The sequence below is a fragment of the Amycolatopsis sp. Hca4 genome (assembly GCF_013364075.1).
In the GTDB taxonomy this organism is placed as follows: Bacteria; Actinomycetota; Actinomycetes; order Mycobacteriales; family Pseudonocardiaceae; genus Amycolatopsis.
This window is the reverse complement of sequence record NZ_CP054925.1, coordinates 1,414,028-1,435,288: the sequence shown is the minus strand read 5'-3', so window position 1 is coordinate 1,435,288 and position 21,261 is coordinate 1,414,028. Positions and strand designations below refer to the sequence as shown.

15 protein-coding genes are annotated in these 21,261 nt (G+C 73.6%); 3 read left to right on the top strand and 12 right to left on the bottom strand.

Features of this window, described 5'->3' with window-relative positions:
- Window positions 1-58: 58 nt before the first annotated feature.
- From HUT10_RS06190 to HUT10_RS06170, 5 genes are read right to left on the bottom strand one after another with little or no spacing between them, the layout of a single operon-like run.
- The gene (locus HUT10_RS06190; RefSeq protein WP_176170280.1) at window positions 59-1,960 is read right to left on the bottom strand and encodes a DUF2264 domain-containing protein; all 1,902 of its coding nucleotides are present in this window, start codon (window positions 1,958-1,960) and stop codon (window positions 59-61) included.
- Complete coding sequence (locus tag HUT10_RS06185) at window positions 1,957-2,970, bottom strand: hydroxyacid dehydrogenase (protein WP_176170279.1); 1,014 nt, start codon at window positions 2,968-2,970, stop codon at window positions 1,957-1,959. The genes HUT10_RS06190 and HUT10_RS06185 overlap by 4 nt, the downstream gene beginning before the upstream one ends.
- Entirely contained in the window at window positions 2,967-3,776 is an 810-nt protein-coding gene (locus HUT10_RS06180) for a carbohydrate ABC transporter permease (RefSeq protein ID WP_176177697.1), read from the bottom strand. The genes HUT10_RS06185 and HUT10_RS06180 overlap by 4 nt, the downstream gene beginning before the upstream one ends.
- Before the next feature lie 41 nt (window positions 3,777-3,817).
- Window positions 3,818-4,750 carry a carbohydrate ABC transporter permease gene (locus HUT10_RS06175; RefSeq protein WP_176170278.1) on the bottom strand — a complete coding sequence of 311 codons (933 nt, stop codon included), beginning with the start codon at window positions 4,748-4,750 and terminating at the stop codon, window positions 3,818-3,820.
- Entirely contained in the window at window positions 4,750-6,063 is a 1,314-nt protein-coding gene (locus HUT10_RS06170; RefSeq protein WP_176170277.1) for a sugar ABC transporter substrate-binding protein, read from the bottom strand. Before HUT10_RS06170 ends, HUT10_RS06175 begins: the two co-directional genes overlap by 1 nt.
- A 109-nt stretch (window positions 6,064-6,172) precedes the next feature.
- On the opposite strand from HUT10_RS06170, the gene HUT10_RS06165 reads away from it, so the two are divergent.
- Together HUT10_RS06165 and HUT10_RS06160 are read left to right on the top strand one after the other, a co-directional pair.
- On the top strand, window positions 6,173-7,939 hold the full coding sequence (locus HUT10_RS06165; RefSeq protein ID WP_176170276.1) for a heparinase II/III family protein: 1,767 nt from the start codon (window positions 6,173-6,175) through the stop codon (window positions 7,937-7,939).
- The gene (locus HUT10_RS06160; RefSeq protein ID WP_254896713.1) at window positions 7,939-9,045 is read left to right on the top strand and encodes a substrate-binding domain-containing protein; all 1,107 of its coding nucleotides are present in this window, start codon (window positions 7,939-7,941) and stop codon (window positions 9,043-9,045) included. The genes HUT10_RS06165 and HUT10_RS06160 overlap by 1 nt, the downstream gene beginning before the upstream one ends.
- A gap of 161 nt (window positions 9,046-9,206) precedes the next feature.
- On the opposite strand, the gene HUT10_RS06155 is transcribed toward HUT10_RS06160, so the two are convergent.
- The 3 genes from HUT10_RS06155 to HUT10_RS06145 form a co-directional block, all read right to left on the bottom strand.
- The gene (locus tag HUT10_RS06155) at window positions 9,207-10,331 is read right to left on the bottom strand and encodes a LacI family DNA-binding transcriptional regulator (protein ID WP_176170274.1); all 1,125 of its coding nucleotides are present in this window, start codon (window positions 10,329-10,331) and stop codon (window positions 9,207-9,209) included.
- A gap of 127 nt (window positions 10,332-10,458) precedes the next feature.
- Window positions 10,459-11,808 carry a serine/threonine-protein kinase gene (locus tag HUT10_RS06150; protein WP_176170273.1) on the bottom strand — a complete coding sequence of 450 codons (1,350 nt, stop codon included), beginning with the start codon at window positions 11,806-11,808 and terminating at the stop codon, window positions 10,459-10,461.
- A 194-nt stretch (window positions 11,809-12,002) separates the two neighbouring features.
- The gene (locus HUT10_RS06145) at window positions 12,003-13,367 is read right to left on the bottom strand and encodes a protein kinase (RefSeq protein WP_176170272.1); all 1,365 of its coding nucleotides are present in this window, start codon (window positions 13,365-13,367) and stop codon (window positions 12,003-12,005) included.
- Window positions 13,368-13,613: 246 nt separating this feature from the next.
- Here HUT10_RS06145 and HUT10_RS06140 point away from each other — a divergent pair, with 246 nt between their 5' ends.
- Complete coding sequence (locus HUT10_RS06140) at window positions 13,614-14,033, top strand: STAS domain-containing protein (RefSeq protein WP_176170271.1); 420 nt, start codon at window positions 13,614-13,616, stop codon at window positions 14,031-14,033.
- A gap of 251 nt (window positions 14,034-14,284) precedes the next feature.
- Here the strand turns inward: HUT10_RS06140 and nrfD are convergent, their stop codons facing one another.
- The 4 genes from nrfD to HUT10_RS06115 all read right to left on the bottom strand — a co-directional run bounded on the left by nrfD (window position 14,285) and on the right by HUT10_RS06115 (window position 21,253).
- On the bottom strand, window positions 14,285-15,301 hold the full coding sequence (nrfD, locus tag HUT10_RS06135; protein ID WP_176170270.1) for an NrfD/PsrC family molybdoenzyme membrane anchor subunit: 1,017 nt from the start codon (window positions 15,299-15,301) through the stop codon (window positions 14,285-14,287).
- Window positions 15,298-16,329 carry a 4Fe-4S dicluster domain-containing protein gene (locus HUT10_RS06130; protein WP_176170269.1) on the bottom strand — a complete coding sequence of 344 codons (1,032 nt, stop codon included), beginning with the start codon at window positions 16,327-16,329 and terminating at the stop codon, window positions 15,298-15,300. Before HUT10_RS06130 ends, nrfD begins: the two co-directional genes overlap by 4 nt.
- Entirely contained in the window at window positions 16,326-19,604 is a 3,279-nt protein-coding gene (gene fdh / locus HUT10_RS06125) for a formate dehydrogenase (RefSeq protein ID WP_254896712.1), read from the bottom strand. Before fdh ends, HUT10_RS06130 begins: the two co-directional genes overlap by 4 nt.
- 140 nt (window positions 19,605-19,744) lie before the next feature.
- Entirely contained in the window at window positions 19,745-21,253 is a 1,509-nt protein-coding gene (locus HUT10_RS06115; RefSeq protein ID WP_176170267.1) for an MFS transporter, read from the bottom strand.
- Window positions 21,254-21,261 lie beyond the last annotated feature (8 nt).

The window sequence follows — 21,261 nt, the reverse complement described above, 5'->3', positions numbered from 1 at the left end:
CTATGGCCCGGCGATCCGGGCCTGCTGATCAGGAATGTTGACGGGCTAGCATGTCAGTTCAGGAAAGGGGCGGCAGAGGCACCCGGGCGGTGACGCCGTCGGGCCAGGTCAGCGTGACGCTGCCGGCCGCGGTCACCAGCGACGGGTCGGGGTCGTCCGGGCCGCCGCGGTCCAGGACCACCACCGCGGCGTACACCGCTCCCGGCTCCGGTGGTCCCTCCGTGGCGACGAACGGCACCGCCGTCCACGGGCCCAACGGGGAAACGCCGGACTCGACCACCACCCCCGCCCTGGTGAAGCCGCGCAGCGGACGCAGTTCCGACCGGAGATCGGCCGTCCGGGCGGAAGCCGCGCCGGTTTCCGGCCGCGTTCCGCCCGTGACCGGCCAGCCCGTCAGCCTCAGCGACCGGACCGGGTCGCCGACGTCTTCGAGGCGGGCGAGCCGCACCTCCACCCCTCGGCGGACCACGGACACCACCGTCAGCACCGGGCCCGGCACCACCGGGCCGCCGCGGCCGGAGCCGTGGTCGGGGGAGTCGTCGCCGGTCGTGTCCACCCAGCGGACGCGGCCCCGGGATGCGGCCGCCATGATCCCGCCCGGCAGCTCGGTCGTGTAGCACGTCGAGAAGCCCGCCCGGTGGCTCGCCCGGCCGCCGGTGTCCAGCACGGACACCGTGTTGTCCGGCACGGAACCCAGCGGCGGCACCGTCGCCGTCGAATAGCCGAGCCGGGCGTAGAGCGGTGCGTCGGACCGCGGATCGCCGGGGCGGGCGTGGTCCGTGCCGTGGTTGACCACCAGGGCGATGCCGTCGCGACGGCGTCCCGAAACCAGCCAGCCGGGCGCGGTGACGACGCGGGCGACGTCGCCCGTCTCGATCGGCAGTGGCTGCTCGACGTCCGTCCACACGGGATGGTGGGCCGGCAGGGCGAGACCCAGCAAGCCTTTGGCGGCCCAGTAGGGCGAGCCGGGGCCGGAGTACGCCTGGCGCATCGCGGGCCAGGCATGGTGCCAGCCGAGGCCGAGCAGGCCGTCGGGCACGTCGAAGTGCCGGACCATCCCGCCGGCGACCCGGCGCGTCAGGCCGGGGGCGAGGGACGAGGTGCCGGTGACCGCGCCCACCCAGAACGGCGCCGCGGCCGCGAAGCGGTAGACCAGGCTGCGGCCCTGCAGCAGCGGCGAGCCGTCGGCGCCCACCAGCCGGACGGCGTCGGCGAGGTAGGCCCGCAGGTCCGCCGCCCACTGCAGCCGCAGGGAGCCGGGGCACAGGGTGCCGGTGACGTCGAACAAGTGCGTCCACAGCAACGGGTACAGGTGCAGGGCCCAGCCCGTGTAGTGGTCGTAGGCGCGTTCGTCGCCGTCGCTGAGCCAGCCGCCCGGCCGCCGCAGCGACGCGTGCACGGCCAAGTCCTCCTCGACGTCCGCCGCCGACCACGGGCCGCCCGCCTCGCGCAGGAACGACTCCACGACGATCCGGAACCACACCCAGTTGATCGGCGGGTAGGGCTGCCCGATCACCGTCGCGAGCCAGGCGACGACCCGCTCGCGGACGGCGTCGTCCAAGCGGTCCCACAGCCACGGCCGGGTCAGCTGCAGCACGAGCGCGATCGACGCGGCTTCCACTTTGGCCTGGCCGAGTTCGCCGGGCCGCGGCCACGCCTCGGGCGACGCCGGATCGGTGCCGGCGGCCAGCCCGCGCGCGTAGTGCTCCAGGAGGCCGCCGGGATCCGCGCCGCCCTCCCCGGCGACGCGGAAGCCGGCGAGGAGGAAGGTCCGGGCGAACCCTTCTAGGCCGTCCGAGACGCGGCCGTTGCGGCTGGGCGGGCCGGGCAGGTCGATCCGGGCGCCGCCGGGCGAGCGGTACCGGCCCGCCGCGGCGAGCAGGCGGTCCGCCAGTGCGGCGTAGTGCTCGCGGGTCCAGCCGGTGTACGGCGAAAGCCGCCGGTCCTCGACGGCGGTCATGCCTGCACCGCCAGCGAGTGCCGGGTCACCGGCGCCCGGGGTGACAGGCCCGCCGCGTACCGCTCCAGCTCGCCGAGCGCCTCGGCGCTCATCCGGCGCGTCTCCGAACCCAGCGACCCCGCCACGTGCGGGGTCAGCACCACGTTGGGCAGGTCGTAGAGCGGCGACCCGGCGGGCAGCGGCTCCGGCTCGGTGACGTCGAGGACCGCGTGCAGGCCGCCGTCGGCGCAGGCCCGCTCCAGGGCCTCGGTGTCCACCAGCGCGCCGCGTGCGGTGTTCACCAGCACCGCCCCGGGCGGCAACGCGGCCAGCTCGGCGGCACCGATCATGTGCCGGGTCTCCGGCAGCGACGGCGCGTGCAGGCTCAGCACGTCCGCCAGGGGCAGGGCGTCCGCCAGCACCGCGGGCTCGGCCCCGGCCGCCCGGATCTCGGCCGGGTCGATCACCGGGTCGACCACGACGACGCGGGCCAGGTCCAGCAGCCGCAGCAGGGCGGCGACGCGGCGGCCGACGCGCGAGAAGCCGACCAGCACCACGGTCCGGTCGCGGCCGGACAGCTCGCCGCGCCGCTCGCGGTAACCCCAGTCCTCGCGGAACTCGCGGGCGTCGGCGGCCAGGAAGGGCACCTTCTTGAACGCCCACAGGATCGCGCCCAGCGTGTACTGGGCGACCGGCTCCGCGTTGGCGTCGGCGGCCGTGGTGACCAGCAGGCCGCGGTCGAACACCGCCGCGCCCACGTGGTCGCGGACGCTGCCCGCCGCGTGCAGCACCGCCCGCAGGCGCGGCGCGGCCCGCAGGACCTCCTCGTCGAGCGGGGGACAACCCCACGACGTGATCAGCACCTCCACCTCCGCCAGCCGCGCGCGCACCGCCGCCGAGGCCAGCTCGTCGGCGCACAGCGGCTCGCCCAGCCGGGCCGCGGCGCGCAGCCGGGCCAGTTCAGCGGGGCCGAACTGCAGGTGCATCGTGTCCCGCGCCATCGCCAGCAGGGTCTCCGGGCGGCGCTTCACTTGACGCTGCCCGCCGCCAGCCCGGACCGCCACTGCCGGTGCAGCAGCACGAACGCGACGACCAGTGGCAGCACGGCCAGCAGGGAGCCGGTGATGACGAGCGGGTTGTACTGCGGGAACTGGGTCACCCGCGTGCTCCACTGGTAGAGGCCGAGGCTCATCGGGAACAGCTTCGGGTCGGTGAGCATCACCAGCGGCAGGAAGAAGTTGTTCCAGATCCCGACGAACTGGAACAGGAAGATCGTCACCAGGCCGGGCCGCATCATCGGCAGGCCGATGGTGAAGAACGTCCGCAGCTCGCCCGCGCCGTCGGTCCGGGCGGCTTCGAGGACCTCGCCGGGCACCGCGGCTTCGGCGTAGACGCGGGCGAGGTAGACGCCGAAGGGGTTGGTCAGCAACGGGATGAACACCGCCCAGAACGTGCCGACCACCTCCAGCTGCGACGCCAGCAGGTACAGCGGCAGGGCCAGCGCGGTGGTCGGCACCAGGACCCCGGTCAGCGTCACCGCGAACAGCGCCCGGCGGCCCGGGAAGTCGAGCTTCGCGATCGCGTACCCGCACGCGGCGCAGATCAGCGAACCGAGCACCGCGCCGAGGCCGGCGTAGAGCAGCGAGTTGCGGATCCAAGCGAGGAAGACGCCGTTCTCCTGCGTGAACAACGCGCTCAGGTTGGCGCCCAGGGTGAACTGCCCGAATTCGAACGCGCCCGTGGTGGAGAAGTCGCCGACGGACTTGGTGGCCGAGGTGACCAGCCAGACCAGCGGCAGGACCGCGTACAGCGCGGCCAGCACCAGCAGGACGTGCACCGCCGTGCGGGACGTCCACCGCGAGGCGGCAGGGGGCAGGGTCACCGGGACCTCCGGGCGGACAGGCGCATGACGAGCGCCGAGAGCAGGGCGGAAACCAGCGCCAGCAGCACGGACGCGGCGGCGGCGCGGCCGTAGTCGTTGGCGATGAAGGCGGCCTCGTACACGTACAGGCTCGGGGACCAGGTGCTCGTCACCGAGCCGGTGAACCCGCGCAGCACCAGGGGTTCGGTGAACAGCTGCAGGGACCCGATCACGGTGAACACGAGCGCGACGAACATCGTCGGCCGGATCATCGGGACCTTGACCGACCACGCCGTCCGGAGGCCCCCGGCGCCGTCGGCGCGCGCGGCTTCGAGGACGTCACGCGGGACGGCCTGCAGCGCGGTGTAGAAGATGATCATGTTGTAGCCGACCCATTGCCAGGTCGCGATGTTCACGATCGAGGGCAGGATGCCGGTCTTGCCCAGCGGGTCGAACGGCAGCAGTGCGGTCAGCCCGGAATGGGGGCTGTACAGGTAGGCCCAGACGAGCCCGGTGATCACCGTCGGCACCGCGTAGGGCAGGAAGACGGCCAGCGACCACACCCGCTTGAGCCGGACGACGGCGGAGTCGATCAGCAGCGCCAGCAGCAGGGCCAGGCCGAGCATGACCGGGATGTGCACCAGCACGAACAACGCCACGTTGCCGAGGCTGGCGTGGAACGCGCTGTCGGTGAGCACGTCGGTGTAGTTGCCGAACGCGATGAACGCCTGCGTCGGGCCGGAGAAACCCAGGCCGGACAGGCGATCGGTGAACAGGCTCAGGTAGAGGGCGTAGGCGATCGGGACGAGCACGGTGGCGGTCAGCAGGACCGCGAACGGAGCCGCCAGCACGAGACCGGCGCGGCCGCGGCCCCGCCGTCCCCGCGCCGGGCTGCCGGGGCTCGCCGCGGCCGTCGCGCTCGCGGCCCGCTCGTGCGTCAGGACGGTCATCACGCTTTCCCTTCCAGCACGGTCAATCCCCGCTCGCGCAGCTCGGCGACGGCGCCGGCCTGCGTCTGCCGGACGGCGGCGGCGAGGGTCGTGCTCCCGGTCTTCACCCCGCCCATCCGGTCGACGACGGTGGAGAACGTCCGCAGCGCGTTGGGTCCCCACGTCCAGTCCGGGACGCGCCGGGCGGCTTCGTCGAGCACGTCGTAGACCGGGTCGCCGAGGAAGTACCCGCCCCGGTAGGCCTTCCTGGCCACGTCCCGGCTCGGCAGGTAGCCGGGGAAGGGCGTGGTGAACGTGGTGCCGATCTTCGCGACGGCCGGGTCGGTGCTCAGCCAGCGCAGGAACTTCACGGCCGCGTCCGGCACCTCGCTTTCGGCGGAGACGGCGAACGCGCTGCCGCCCTGCACGCCGTTGGCCGGGACGCCGTCCCAGGTCGGCATCGTGGTCACCGCCCACCGGCCCTTGTCCTGCGGGATCGACTTCACCAGCGAGCCGACGCTCCAGGACGCGCCGAGCAGCCCCCACAGCCGTCCGGTGTGCATCGCCCCGATCCAGTCCTGGTCGCCGGTCGGTGCGGTGGCGACCAGGCCGTCGCGGATCAGGCCCTGCCAGTAGTCCGCGGTGCGCAGGGTGCCCGCGCCGTCGATGTCCACCCGCCACGAGCCGCCGTCGACCCGCCACCACGGATCGCCCGCCTGCCAGCACATCCCGGCGAAGAACGAGCCGTCGTTGAGCGGGAACGTCGTCACGCGCGCGGCCGGGTCGGCCTTCTGCACGGCCCGCGCGGCCGCGCGGAATTCGTCCCAGGTGCGCGGGACCGCGATGCCGTGGGAGTCGAAGAGGTCCTTGCGGTAGTAGAGCACCATCGGGGCGAGGTCCATCGGCACCGCCCAGGTGCGGCCGCCCGGCCGGACACCCTGCCAGGCGGCGGGGGAGTAGCCGCGCTCGAGGTCGGCGAGGTCGCCGGTGAGGTCGCGCAGGCCGCCGGTGGTGAGCAGCTGCGGCAGGCCCTGGTACTCCGCGTGCAGGATGTCCGGGGCGTTGTGGGCGCGCAGCGCGTTGGTCTGCTGGGCGTAACCGCCCTTCAGGCCGGCCGCGATCACGTTGAGCTCCACCGAGGTGTCCGGGTGCGCGGCGTTGAACGCGGCGACGTACTTGTCCATGCCGGTGAGCCACGACCAGAGGCGCACGCGGGTGGCGCCGGAGGCCGTCGTCGCCGACGCGCAGCCGCCGAGCAGGCCGCCGGCCGCGAGCCCGGCGGTGGCCGAAAGGAACGTCCGGCGGGTCGGGCCCGCCGATCCCCGAAGCGTCATTGCTCCTCCGTCGAAGTGATGGCTGTCACTGTCGGGCTGTGCCATAGTGCGAGTCAACAATTCGAGTCAAAACCGATCACAAACGATCGGAATCGAAAGGGCGGCACCGATGCGGCTCCCCGACGTGCGCGACCGGACGCTCTGGGACGCCGTGGACGGCGCCGCGATCATCGCCGAAGCCGAGGCCGTTCTCGCGCGTCCGGCACCGGTCCTGACGGCGACGGCGTGGGCCAGGACGTTCCGCGACGGCGTGCGCACGGAGTACGAAGACGCCGCCCGCGAGCTGCGTGAGCGCGTCACGCTGCTGGTGCTCGGCGCGGTGCTCACCGGTGAGGTGCCACCGGGCCCGGTGCCGTTGCTGGACGGCGCGATCGACGGGCTGGTCGCGCTCGCCGAGGCGACCACGTGGTGCTGGGCACCCCACGACCGGCACGCGGCCGGGCGCGGCGAGGTGCTGGCCGACCCCGACGACCCGTTCCTCGACCTGGGCGCGGCCGAGGTCGCGTCCCTGTTCGCCTGGGCCGATCACGTCCTGGGCCCGCACTTCGACATCCGGGCGCCGGGACTGCGCAGACGGCTGCGGCGCGAGGTCGAGGTCCGCGTGCTGACGCCGTTCGAGCGCGTGCGCGACTGGCACTGGCTCGGCCTCGACGGCGACGCGCACAACTGGAACCCGTGGATCCACTCCGGTGTCCTCGCGGCCGCGCTCCTGCTCGTGGCCGACGAAGAACGGCGCAGGCGGCTGGTGCGGCTGGTGGTCGAGGGGCTCGAGCACTACGTCGCGATCCTGCCCGGCGACGGCGGCATCGACGAGGGCGTCGCCTACTGGTGGCACGGCGCCTGCCGGCTGCTGGAGTGCCTGGACCTGCTGGGCGACCCGGGGGAGCTCCCGGTGCTGCGCGAGCTGATCCGCTTCCCGCACCGGATGCACCTGGGCGGCGACGCCTACGTCAACGCCGGCGACGCCCCGGCCCGGCTGTCCCCGGCGCAGCCGTGGCACGTGCTGCACCGCTGGGGCGAGCGGCTCGGCGACGACGACGTCCGGGCGCACGCGGTGAGCCGGGCGCGTGCGAGCGGGCGGCCGGTGTGGCCGTCGGCCGGGCTCGGCCGCGCGCTGTCCGGCCTGGCGGACGACGACTGGCGGAAGGCCTTGGCCACCGAACCCGAAGAGACCTGGCCGGCGCGCGAAGAGTGGCTGCCGCGGGTGCAGGTGCTGGTGGCCAGGGAATGCGCCGGGACCGCCCGCGGGCTGACCGTGGCGGTGAAGGCGGGGCACAACGGGGAACGGCACAACCACCTCGACGTGGGCTCGTACTGGGTGGCGGTCGACGGGGTGCCGGTGGTGGCCGACGCCGGCCAGCCGACCTACACCGCGGCCAGCTTCGGGCCGGACCGCTACCGGGCCTGGCCGCTGAGCAGCGAGTGGCACAACGTCCCGGAGCCCGGCGTCACCCAGGAGCCGGGGGAAGCGTTCGGGGCGCGGGACGTCCGGGTCGAACTCACCGCGTCCGCGGCCACGCTCCGCGCCGACCTCGCCGGGGCCTACCCGGGCGTGCCGCGCTGGATCCGGTCGGTGCGGCTGGTCCGCGACCCGCCCGCGCACGTCCTGGTGACCGACGACGACTCGGTCCGGCCGGTCCGGCTGCGGCACGTCCTCGCCGGGGACGTCGAGCTCGGCGACGGCGAAGCGTTCGTGTCGCAGGCCGGCCGCCGGGTGCTGCGGCTGAGCTGGGATCCCCGGCACACCACCGCGGACGTCGAACGGCGGCCGCTGGACGACCACCTGCTGCGGGCCTCCTGGGGCGGCCACCTCAGCCGGCTCACCCTGCTGGTGCGCGAGGGCCCGGCGCGGGTCCGGCTGGAGCAGGTGCGGTGATGCTCGCCTCCGAACGGCACCAGCTGATCCTTTCGCTGGTCCGCGAACACGGCGCGGTCCGGCTCACGGAGCTGGTGGCGCGGCTGGGCGTCACCGCGGTCACCGTGCGCAGGGACGTCACCGAGCTCGCCGACCGCGGGCTGCTGACCCGGGTGCACGGCGGGGTCACGCTGACCCGGCCGCGCGGCAGCCACCCCGAACCCGGGCGAGCGGCGTCGGTGTTCGGCCACGTGGCACCCGGCGCGCTCGTCGGCATGGTCGCGCCGTCGGTGGAGTACTACTGGCCGACGGTCGTCCAAGGTGCACAGTCCACAGTGGCCGGTGCGGGCGGCAGGCTCGTGCTGCGGGCGTCCAGCTACGACGCGGCGGAGGACCGCCGCCAGATCGGCAAGCTCCTCGACCGCGGGGTGCAGACGCTGCTGGTCGCCCCGGCCACCAGCGGCCGCGGCGCGCTGGACCTGCTGCGCTGGTTGGGCTCACTGAGCGTCCCGGTGGTCCTGGTCGAGCGCCTGCCCCCGCCGGAGCTGCCGACGCTCGCCCTGGACGCGGCCACGACGGCGCACGCGCTCGGCGCGGGACTCGCCGTCCGGCACCTGGTTTCCCTGGGGCACCAAGCGGTCGGGCTGGTGACGTCGCGGTCCAGCCCCACGAGCCGGGCGCTGCGGGCCGGCTGGCGCGACGCGATCGGTTCACTGGGGTTGGACGCGGGCGCGGCACTGGACCTCGACGTGCCGGTGTACGGCTCGCCGGGCTGGGCGGGGGAGTACGACACGCTGCTGGCGCGCTGCCGCCGGGCCGGCGTCGGCGCGCTGCTCGTGCACGCCGACCGCGAAGCCATCGGCCTGATCGAACGGGCCCGCGACGGCGGTGTCGCCGTACCCGGCGAGCTGGCGGTGGTCTCCTACGACGACGAAGTGGCGGCGGCCTCGGACCCGCCGCTGACGGCGGTGTGCCCGCAGAAGCACCGGCTCGGCGCGGTGGCCGCCGAGCTCGCACTGGCCCGGCTCACCGACACGGCCGAGCGGCCGGTGCACCGGCTCCAGCTGTGGCCGACGCTCGTGGTGCGCGAATCCTGCGGGGGTAAAGCGGGATCCGCGCCGCGGTGAGACACGCCCGGCGGCGCAACCGCCGGGTCGGGAAGCCGCGAGGTCCCGTAGGGCTTGCGGCGGGGAAACGGCCGGTGCTCGGCCCGAATCCGGCGATCTTGGCCGTCCCGTCCGCGGTCACCTGCCCTTGCCCTGGCCGAACCCGGGATCGCCGAGAATTCTCACGCGCCGGACAGGCGCGCCCCTTCACGGACGGCGACGGCCGCCGCGGTGCTTTCCCCGGTGACGAACGCGGGGACCACCGTGGCGGGCTCGGGCGGTCCGCCGTCGAGCTGGCCCACCGCCAGCCGGACCGACAGCACTCCCAGCTCGGCGGCCGGGACGAGCACCGCGGCCGGCCGGATCCGCTGCCGGCCCGCCACGGTTTCCGAGCAGACCGCGACGACGGAGATGTCACCGGGGACCTGCCTGCCGCGCTGCCGGAGGGTGCCCAGCACCAGCGGCAGCGCCGCCTCGTCGTGCACGACCAGCGCGGTCGGGCCACCGGCGGTGAGCAGCTTGTTAAGGCCGCGGGCGACCTCTTCGGCCGACGGCGCGCCCGCCGCCCGGCCCTTCGGGGAAAGGTGGTGGGAAATCGCTTTCACACCGTGCTTGGCCGCGGCCGCGCCGAAGCTGTCGACGAAGCCCTTCAGGTACCGGAGCCGGGGGCCGGGCGGCGAGACCGACGGGCCGAGGTGGGCGACCGACCGGTGGCCGAGGCCGGCGAGGTGGGTCAGGCAGGCCACCCCGGCCGGTCCGAAGTCGAGCGCCACCGACGCCAGCCCGCGGTGCTGTCCCGGCGCGCCGACCAGCACCGCGGGGCGGCCGGAGGCCAGCAGGACCGGCACCCGCGGGTCGTCGTCGCCGGCGTCCAGCACGATCACCGCGTCGGCCAGCGCCGCCGACGTCACCCGGTGCAGGCCCGACGTGCCGTCGTCGTCGGTGACCAGCAGCAGGTCGAAGCCGGATTCGCGGGCCGCGCCCGCCGCCGCGGAGAAGAACTCCATCTCCATGCCCAGCTGCCGGTCGCCCAGCGGCGGCACCGCCACCGCGAGGACGCCGGCCCGGGGCGACGGCGAGCCGCCGCGGCGCCGGTAGCCGAGGGCGCGGATGGTTTCCTCGACCCGGCGCCGGGTGGCCGGGGAGATCGTCCGCTTGCCGGTGATCACGTAGGACACCGTGCTCGCCGAGACGCCGGCCGCGTTCGCCACGTCGGTGATCGTCACCGCGCCGCGGCCGCCGCCGGGCGGTTCGTCCGCCGCGTCGCGGAAATTCGTCATCGTCGTGAGGACTTTCTCGAGGAACATTGTCCGATCCGTTGTCCGGTCGGAAGTTAGCGCTAACAGGAAGGAGCGGGTGCCGACCTTAATACCGGTGAACGGAGGTGGTCAAGCCACCTTCGGCGGAGGCACGGAAAACGGCAGGGGCGGCGATTCATTCGCGGGGACGGCAGTCGGTCACCGGCATCCCGCGGTTGCCGCCGCGGGCCAGCGCGACGAAGCCGAAGGTGGTCGATTCGCCCGGCCTGAGCACCGCATTCCACTCGGCGTTCGCGATCGCCGAGGTGGCGCCGGTCCGCGCCAGCGTGCCGTTCCAGAGGTCGTCGATGCTCGTCCCGGCCGGGTTGGTCCAGCTGACCGTCCACCCGGTGACCTCGGCCCGCCCGCTGTTGCGGACGGTCACCAGCCCCTGGAAACCGCCGTTCCACGTCTTCACCACCTGGTAGCGCGCGGCGCAGGCCGCGGGGCCCGTGGTCCGGGACGCGGTCGGCGGTGCCGTGGACGGCGGTGTCGTGGACGGCGCCGACGCGAGCTGGGCCGCCGCGCTCGTGGGCTCCCGGTCGGCGGGGACCGCGGTCGCCGCCACCACGGCGGCCGCCGCGGTCAGCACCAGCGCCGTCCCGGCGAAGGCCGCGCGGGACCGGCGACGGCGGACCGGCGGCGCGCTGTCCACCGGGGCGGGCGCGGGCACCACGCCGGGTGCGGTGGCGCGGGTCAGCAGCCGGGCCGCCCCGGCCATCGCGGGCCGGGCGGCCGGATCCCGGTGCAGCAACCGGAGGATCGCGTCGGTGACCGGGCCGCTGGTGACGGGCGGGGTGACGGTGCCGGCGCCGACCCGTTTGAGCAGGGCGAGCTGGTTCTCGTCGGTTCCGGACGGCGGCTGCCCTTCGAGCGCGGTGTAGAGCGTCGCGCCGAGTGAATAGACGTCGGACGGGAAGCCGGGTTCTTCGCCTTCGGCGACCTCCGGCGCGAGGTAGGCCGGCGTGCCGACGAACAGCCCGCGGCCGGTGGCGGTGCCCTCCCCGCGCGCGTGGGCCACCCCGAAGTCGGTGATCTTCGCCGAGCCGTCGGTGGTGATCAGGACGTTGTTGGGGCTGATGTCGCGGTGCACGACGCCTTCCGCGTGCGCCGCGGCCAGCGCCGACGCGAGCTGGGCACCCAGCTCGGCCACGTACTCCGGCACCAGCGGGCCGTACTCCTCGATGAGGGCGGTGAGCGTGCGTGCGGGCAGGTACTCCATCGTGATGTAGGCCGCGCCGCCCTGCTCGACGACGTCGTGGACGACGACCGCGTGCGGGTGGCGCAGCCGGGCGGTGACCCGGGCCTCGCGGATCGTCCGGGCGCGGGTGGCCGCCGGATCGGCGGGGGACTCGGGGAACAGCTGCTTGATCGCCACCAGGCGGTCGAGCCGTTCGTCCTTCGCCCGCCACACGGCCCCCATCGCGCCGTGACCCGCCCGGCCGAGCACGCGGTACCGGCCGGCGATCACTGCCCCTTCGTGCACGGGCGCGCTCCCCTCTGTCGTTTCCTTCGCCGGGGAACACGGCCGCTTCCGGAGCGCAGTTCGGCTCGTCGGCGCAATTCACTCACCTGGGTGGGGGTACGAAATGCGTTCGACGTATTCGTTCCGGATGCCGGAAACGGCGAAGGCCGCTACGGAGAAAATGGCGATCCGGTTGTGTCGGAACGATAACGAAATCAGTTGGTGTGGCAGCTGAGGACCGGGACGACCGCCCGGCCGCTCGTGATGTCCTGGTTCAGCCCGAACGAAGCCGACCCGTCCGGCTCGACGAGGGCGTTCCAGCCCGCGTCGGTGACGGTCACCGCCGAGCCGGTCTGGCTCAGGGTGCCGTTCCAGAGGTCCCGGATGCCGGCCCCGTCGGGCTGGTCCCAGGTCACCGTCCACCCGGTGAGCCGCGTCGGCCGGTCGTTGTGCACGGTCACCTGCGCCTGGGCGCCACCCGGCCAGGCGTTCGTGACCTCGTAGCGCGCGGTGCACCCGGACGCGGTGGACGGCGTGGCCGCCGCCGGGTGCCGGGCCGGGCCTCCGGTCGCCGGGGCGGACGCCGTCGTGGTGCTGCTGACGGTGTGGTCGGTGGTGACCGTCGTCGGTGGCCGCTCGATGGGCGCCGCGGTGGTGGTTCCCGGCCGGTCGGCGAGGGCGAGACCGGCCGCCACGCTCACCGACGTCAGGCAGGCGGCGGCCCCGGTCACCGCGACGCGGCGGAGCCGGGACCGGCGGGGCGGCGCCGGAACCGGCTTGCCGACGGCGGCCAGCAGGTCCACCGCCTCCTGCATCGACGGGCGCGCGGCCGGATCGCGTTCGAGCATCCGCATCAGCACCGGGGTCAGCGGCCCGCCGTGCGGGGGCGGGGTGAGCTGGTTCTCGGTGATCCGCCGCAGCAGCGTGATCGGGTCGTCGCTGGTGCCGAACGGCGGCGTGCCCTCCAGGGCGGTGTAGAGCGTGGCGCCGAGCGAATAGACGTCGGACGGCAGGCCGGCCTCGCCGCCGCGGGCGACTTCCGGGGCCAGGTAGGGGAGGGTGCCGACGACGACGCCTTCGTCGGCGGCCGGGTGCTCGCCGAGCGCGCGCGAGACGCCGAAGTCGGTGATCCGGGCGACGCCGTCGTCGGTGACGAGCACGTTGTTGGGCGTGACGTCCCGGTGCAGGATCCAGTCGCCGTGCGCGGCGGCCAGCGCCGCCCCGATCTGCCGCCCGAGCCGCAGCACGTCGCAGCGGGGCAGCGGCCCGCGTTCGACGAGGACCTCGCTCAGCGAGCGGGCGGGCACGTACTCCATGACGAGGTACATCGAGCCGGCGTCCTCGAACACGTCGTGGACGGCGACCGCGTGCGGGTGCCGCAACCGGGAGGCGAGCCGGGCCTCGCGGATCGCCCGTTCGCAGACGTCGCCGCCCGCGCCCGGGTCGTGCAGGAACTGCTTGACGGCCACGACGCGGTCCAGCCGCTCGTCCCTGGCCCGCCACACCAGGCTCATCGCGCCGCGGCCGAGGTGCCCCAGTAGCCGGTACCGCCCGTTGACGAGCTGTTCCTCGAGAGCCACCCGCACCCCTGCGTCGATCGACGAAACGATGCACTTCTTAGCAGAAGACGGGCGTTCGGTGGGATGCCGGGACCGACGGGAGCTCCGAACCGTTATCCGGCCCGTTCCGGCAATTCGCCGGGGCGCGCCCGGATTCGACGAATTCGGCGGCGGCTGCGGAAGCGGCCGCCGGACAGGCGTACGGTGGTCATCGCGGTTCAGCCCGCAGCCGCACTGTGCGTCCGTCCCCATGGGTGGGAGGCCTGTGTGCTCGACCAGATCGCCGCTCCGCAGTTCCGCGTCGACGTCCCGTCCGCGATGACGATGAGCGTGACCGCCACGGCGGAGGCGACGACCGTCGCGATCCGCGGCGAGATCGACCTGCCGGTCCTGCACCGGCTCCGGACCCGGCTCGGCGAGGAGCTCGACCTCGCCCCGCGGGCCCTCGTGCTGGATCTGTCCCAGGTGTCGTTCTGCGGCGCGGGAGCGATCACGGAGCTGCTGGTGGCGGCTTCGGAGGCGCACGTGAGCGGCGTGCCGTTCGCGATCGCGGCGCGGCAGCGTGCGGTGCTGCGGCCGATCCGGGTGCTGGAGCTGGACCGGGTGCTGCCCATCCACCGGACCGTCGAGGCGGCGCTGGCGTGGCTGGCGGTGCTGCCGCGGTTGCGGAACAGCGCGCGCGGCTGACGCCGCCGGACTTCCGGTCACGCGGTGATCGCGCTGGTCACCGCCGGTTCGCGTGCTGCCGGACTCCCTGCCGAAGGTCAACGGCTGGGCGGTCGCCTCGGTCGCGCCCGGGCCAAGGCACTCGGGCTGTTGACGCCGGCCTTGTTCTTCGGCCAGTTCGCCTCACCGGTGCTCGTCCGGCTGGTCGCTTCGGCGCCCGGCTCGGCCGGACTTTCGGGTACGCGGAGTCTCCGCGGCGGTGATCGCGCTGGTCACCGCCGGTTCGCGCGCTGCCGCTGCGGCACGACCACGTACTTCGGGTCCTTTGTGGACTCGACGCCCGCTTCGAACACGCCGAAGCGCTGCAACGCACTGCCGGCGAACAGGGCGGTCCCGGCGGCCACCGACACCGCGCGGCTGCGGTGCCCGAACAGCGCGCCGGCCAGACCGGCCGCCGTCAGGCGTTCCGACCACTTCCGCAGCCCGTGCGCTTTGCCCGTCGTGTACGCCTCCGCCGTGAGGCCGAGCCGCTTCTCCAGCACCTTCGACGCCACCAGTTCGGTCGCCGCGCCGAGGGCCGCCAGCGTGCGGGCCGGGCCCGCCTCCTCGACCGGGACCAGCACCATCGCGAACCCGCCGGAGCTCGCCGCCGCCGAGCCGGTGAACACGAAGGGCAGTTCCGCGTGCGCCTCGTGCCAGGCAGGCACCGCCGTCTGCGACAGGAGCACCGCCGTGTAGGACGCCACCGCCGGGGCGACGACCGCCGACGACAGCCCGGCGGGCCGGGCCACCGCACGCAGGAGCCGCCCGGGCAGGGAACGCCGCAGCCCGGCGGGCAGCACCTCGGCGGCCGCGGCGACGCCCATGCCCGGGCCGAACGCGCTCAGGATCCAGGTGCCGACGCTCATCGGCGACGTCGGTTTCGCGACGCGCAGCATGTGGTGGAACCGTTCCGGCCGCCCGAGGTCGGCGACCAGCAGGTAGACGCTGGCGAGCAGCGCGGCGAGCGAGCCGGTGCGGCCCACCCGGCGCAGCGCGGGCCGCCCGGTGAGGTCGGCCCCGGCGGCCAGCAGCGACGTGCCCGCGGCGAGCCCGCCGGTGAACAGGTAGGCGGGGACCTTCCACTCCCAGACGGGCGGCTTGAGAACGGGCCGCCCGTAGTAGGAGCGGAACTCGGCGCGGGGCACCATGAGCTCTTCCGCGGAGCCACCGCGCTTGCGGCGGCCGCCGAAGACGCGGGCGCGGGTGTCGGCGGCTCCCGCGTCGCTGCGGGGTTCGCGCGGCGTCACCGGCGCCGCCGTCCGAACGACGCGGCCGCGGCCGCGAGCAGGGCCGAGGCCGCCATCCCGGCGTACTTCCACATCGACGGCAGCTCGCGGGTGGGCACCACCGGGTCCGGCGGCAGCCCGTAGACCTCGGGTTCGTCCAGCAGCAGGAAGAACGCGCCGCCGCCCCCGACGCCGTCGGACGGGTCGTGGCCGTACAGCCGCGCCTCGGGGACGCCGCGTTCGTGGAGGGCTTCGACCCGGCGGGCCGCTCGCTCGCGCAGCTCGTCCAGCTCGCCGAACTGGATCGAGTCGGTCGGGCAGGCCTTGGCGCACGCGGGCTCGAGGCCGTCGTGCAGCCGGTCGTAGCAGAGCGTGCACTTCTGGGCCCGGCCGTCGTCCGGACGGCGGTCGATCACCCCGTACGGGCAGCCGGAAACGCAGTAGCCGCAGCCGTTGCAGATGTCCTGCTGCACCACGACCGTGCCGAACTCGGTGCGGAACAGCGCGCCCGTCGGGCAGACGTCGAGGCAGCCCGCGTGGGTGCAGTGCTTGCACACGTCCGAGGCCATCAGCCAGCGGAAGTCGGTGCGGCCCTCGGCGCCGGTCTTCCCGCCCGGCAGGTCGAACGACGGCATCCCCAGGTCCTCGGGCGCCCGCGGCAGGGGAGAGGTGCCCAGCTCGCCGCCGCCGCGCGGGGCCTGCCGCAGCTCGTCGGCGACGAACGCGGTCGTCACGTCGACCGCCGACGGTCCGGTCGGCAGCCCGTCGAGGCCCGGCGACTGCGCGCCGAGCGGGCGCTGCTGCTCGATGAAGGCCACGTGCCGCCACGAATTCGCGCCCAGCGCGCCGGTGTTGTCGAACGACATCCCGAGCAGGTCGAGCCCGTCTTCGGGGACGTTGTTCCACTCCTTGCAGGCGACTTCGCAGGCCTTGCACCCGATGCACACCGACGTGTCGGTGAAGAACCCGACGCGCGGCGGGTGCCCGGTGTGCCCGGCTTCGCCGGCGACGTCCGGCAGTGGCCCGGACAGCCGGTTCTCGATGCTCATGGTCGGTCCTCCGTGGCGTGGCCGGGTTCGACGTGCCGGGTCTCGTGCACGGTGGCCACCTGCGTCCCCGTTTCGGGCGTGATGCCGGCGCGCTCGCGGTAGCCGGCGAGCAACGCGAGCAGGCCGGCGCCGCGCGGCCGCCGTCCCGGCCGGACGTCGCAGGTGGCGACCTTGCTCTCCTGGATGAAGACGTTCGGGTCCAGCACCACGCCGAACAGGTCGTTCACCACGTCACGGGACACCAGCCCGGAGCTGCCCCAGTGGTAGGGCATCCAGACCTGGTGCACGACCCGGTCCTGCACCCGCAGCGGCGCCATCCGGTCGGTGACGAACACCCGCGCCTCGACGGCGGCCCGCGCGGTGACGACGTGCGCCCAGCCCAGGTGCGAGAGCCCCCGCAGCTTCGCGAGCTCGGGGGAGACCTCGACGAACAGGTCCGGCTGCAGCTCCGACAGGTAGGGCAGCGTCCGGCTCATCCCGCCCGCGGTGTGGTGCTCGGTCAGCCGCGCGGCGGTGAACACGAACGGGAAGACCTCAGTCCCGGGCTCCGGCGGCGACGGGTTCGAGGGGTTGTCGCGCCGTCCGTAGACCTTCCGCGTCGGGTTCCCCTGCTGCGCGTAGAAGGGATTGCGGAACGGCGACTCGTGCGGCTCGTAGTGCGCCGGCAGCGGGCCGTCGGCCAGCCCGTTCGGCGCGAACAGCCACGCCTTGCCGTCCGACTGCATGATGAACGGGTCGTCGCCGCGCAGGGCGGCCGGGCCGACGGCGTCCGGCGGCGGGACGTGGTCCGGCGGCTTGGTCTTCTCGAAGTCGGGGACGTCGTGGCCGGTCCACTCGCCGCGTTCGGCGTCCCACCAGATCAGGGCCTTGCGCTCGCTCCACGGCCGTCCCTGCGGGTCGGCGGAGGCGCGGTTGTAGAGCACCCGCCGGTTCAGCGGCCACACCCAGCCCCACTCCAGGGCGTAGAGGTCCTGCTCGAACCGCGACTTGCGGCGGGCGGCCTGGTTGACGCCGTCGGCGTAGACACCGCTGTAGATCCAGCAGCCGCAGGAGGTGCTGCCGTCGGCCTTGAGCTCGAGGTAGCCGCCGACCTGCTTGCCGGTCGTCAGGTCCCGGCCGCTGATCCGCCGCAGCACGTCGTCGGCGGACGGCTCGTCGCCGTGCACCGCGTAGTCCCAGGCGAGGTCGAGCACCGGCCGGTCCCGCTCGTCTTCCGAGCCCGCCAGCCGTTCCCGGACCATCCGGCCCAGGTGGTAGAAGAACCAGAGCTCGGACCGCTGGTCGCCGGCCGGCTCGACGGCCTTCTCCCGCCACTGCAGCATGCGCTGGGTCTGGGTGAACGTCCCCTCCTTCTCCACGTGCGAGGCGGCGGGGAAGAAGAACACCTCGGTGCGGCACTGCTCCGGCACGATCTCGCCGGTTTCGATCTCCGGCGCGTCCTTCCAGAAGGTGGCGCTCTCGATCATCGTGAGGTCCCGCACGACGAGCCAGTCGAGGTTGGCCATCCCGAGCCGCTGCAGCCGGCCGTGCGCGGACCCGACGGCGGGGTTCTGCCCGAGCAGGAAGTAGCCGGAGACCTTGCCGTCGACCATGTCCATGACCGTGCGGTACGTCCCGTGGTCGCCGTTGATCCGCGGCAGGTAGCCGAAGCCGAAGTCGTTGTCCGGGGTGGCCTTGTCGCCCCAGTACTCCTTGAGCAGCGACACGGTGTAGGCGTCGGCGTTGCGCCAGAAGCCCTTCTGCTTGTCGCCGCGGACGCTTTCGAGGTAGTCGGCCAGCGTGGCCTGCTCGGGTGTGGGCATCGGCAGGTAGCCGGGCAGCAGGTTGAACAGCGTCGGGATGTCGGTCGAGCCCTGGATGCTGGCGTGCCCGCGCAGCGCGAACACCCCGCCGCCGGGCCGCCCGATGTTGCCGAGCAGCAGCTGGATGATCGAGCCTGCCCGGATGTACTGGGCGCCGACGCTGTGCTGCGTCCAGCCGACGCTGTAGACGAGCGCGGCGGTGCGTTCCCGGCCCGAGTTGCGCGTCCAGGCGTCACAGACCCGCTGGAAGAGCTCCTTCGGCGTCCCGCAGGTCGCCTCGACCATCTCCGGGGTGTAGCGGGCGAAGTGGCGCTTGAGGATCTGGAACACGCAGCGCGGGTGCTGCAGCGTCGGGTCGGCGGTGATCTCCTCGCTGGCGCCTTCGAGCACCGGGCCGCCCGAGCCGTGCTGGTCGGACGCCGACGTCTCCTTGCCGTGCGGGGTCTCCTTCGGCCGGACGCTCTCGTAGTGCCAGGTGGCGGGGTCGTAGGCGGCCTTGGCCTCGTCGTAGCCGCTGAACAGGCCGTCGAGGTCCTCGGTGTCGCGGAAGTCCTCGGACACCAGGAAGGAGGCGTTGGTGTAGGCGACCACGTACTCCCGGAAGTCCAGGTCGTTGCTCAGGATGTGGTTGATCACCCCGCCGAGGAACGCGATGTCGGTGCCGGCCCGCAGCGGGACGTGGGCGTCGGCCAGCGCGCTCGTGCGGGTGAACCGCGGGTCGATGTGCAGCACCTCGGCCCCGCGGGCCTTCGCCTCCATCACCCACTGGAACCCCACCGGGTGCGCCTCGGCCATGTTCGAGCCCATGATGACGACGCAGTCGGAGTTCTGCAGGTCCTGCTGGTAGTCCGTCGCGCCACCGCGACCGAAGGAAGTCCCCAGACCGGGAACGGTGGCGGAGTGTCAAATGCGGGCCTGGTTCTCGATCTGGATCGCGCCCAGCGCGGTGAAGAGCTTCTTGATCAGGTAGTTCTCTTCGTTGTCCAGGGTGGCGCCGCCGAGGCTGGCGATGCCCGTGGTCCGGCGCAGCGGCATCCCGCGGGAGTCGGTGTCCTGCCAGCCCTTGCGGCGGGCGTCGAGCACGCGGTCGGCGACCATCTCCATGGCCGTGCCGAGGTCCAGCTCGGTCCACTCGGTGGCGTACGGCGCGCGGTAGCGGACCTTCTGCTCCCGCTGCGGGCCGGTGACCAGCTGCTTGCTCGCCGAGCCCTTGGGGCAGAGCCGGCCGCGGGAGATCGGGCTGTGCGGGTCGCCTTCGATCTGCACGACGCGCTCGTCTTTGACGAAGACCTGCTGCCCGCAGCCGACGGCGCAGTAGGGGCAGACCGACTTGGCCACCCGGTCGGCGCTCGCGGTGCGCGGCGCGAGCGCCTCGGAACGCGGCGATTCGGCGGCCTTGCCCCGGCCGAGCGGGTCGGTGCCGGTCAGCTGGCGGTAGACGGGCCACAGCTCGAGCCACTTCCGTGGTCCCACGCCCACCTCCCGACCCGTGTCGCCTTGCGCGGCGGCTACCCGTGTCCGCCGAGCCTAAACCGGTCTGCGCCGGAACGCTCGCCGCGAATGACGCTTCGGGACGGTACGGGCCCCAATGCGTCATTCGCGGCTTTCCGGCGTCAGGTGGAGAAGGGGGAGGAGGCTCCCTCGGCGCGGGTGCGCCCGCGCCGGCCGGCGGCGGCCAGCGGCTGGGCGACGTCCTCCAGGGACTTGCCCTCCGCGTCGACCGCCAGGAACCGGGCGACCAGGCCGCCGGCGATCATCACCGCGGCGCCCAGCAGGTAGCCGATGAACAGGCGGACCGGGTGCTCGCCGGTGCCGATCAGGGCGCCGTAGATCACCGGGCCCAGCGCGCCGAAGCACTGCGCGATCGCGAAGAACACCGCGATCGCCTTGGCCCGGACTTCCAGGGGGAAGATCTCGCTCACCGTCAGGTAGCCCGCGCTCGCGCCGGCGGAGGCGAAGAAGAAGATCACGCACCACGCGATCGTCTGGGTGATCGCGTTCAGCGCGCCCGCGTAGAACAGCACCGCCGTGATCGCCAGCAGGACCCCGGACACGATGTAGGTGCCGGAGATCATCTTGCGCCGGCCCAGGGTGTCGAACAGGTGCCCGATCGTGAACGGGCCGACCAGGTTGCCGACGGCGAAGGCGATCAGGTAGATCGGCGTGGCCGCGGACGAGACCCCGTAGAACTTGCCGAGCACCAGCGTGTAGGTGAAGAAGATCGCGTTGTAGAGGAACGACTGGCTGATCATCAGCGACGCGCCCAGGATCGCCCGCGACGGGTACTCGCGGAACAGCACCCTGGCCAGGGCGACGTACCCGATCCGCTCGGCCGGCGTCACCTCGATCGCCTTCTTCTCGTCGACCGGCGGCAGGCTGCGGCCGCCGTGCTCGACCTCCTCCTCGATCTGCTTGATCGACTCCTCGGCCGCTTCGGCCCGGCCGTGCATGATCTGCCACCGTGGGCTCTCCGGCAGGTGCCGCCGGACGAGCAGGATGACGAGCCCGAGCACCGGCCCGATGAGGAAGCCCAGCCGCCAGCCCAGCGACAGGTCCATCTTGTTGAGCAGGATGTACGTGCCGATGGTGCCCAGCACGGCGCCGGCCCAGTAGGTGCCGTTGACGGCGATGTCCACCCGGCCCCGGTAGCGCGCCGGGATCAGCTCGTCGATCGCGGAGTTGATGGCCGCGTACTCACCGCCGATGCCCATCCCGGCCACGAACCTGGTCGCGTAGAGGAAGATGACCCAGCCGGCGCCGTTACCGAGGGTCAGCGCGGTCAGGCCGCTGCCGACGAGGTAGACGGCCAGCGTCAGCATGAACAGGTTCCGCCGGCCCAGCTTGTCCGAAAGACTGCCGAAGAACAGCGCCCCGACCACCTCGCCGGCCAGGTAGATGGTGGCCAGCAGCCCCACGGCCGCCGACGACATGTGGAGCGTCTCGGGCTTGGTGAGGGTGTCGGCGACCGCGCTGGCCACCGTGATCTCCAGGCCGTCGAGGATCCAGGCCACCCCGAGGGCGACCACCATCCGGGTGTGGAACGGGGACCAGGGCAACCGGTCGATGCGTGCCGGGATGAGCGTGCGCACCCCGGTGGACGCCGGATCGGGTGTTGCCGCCATGACAACCT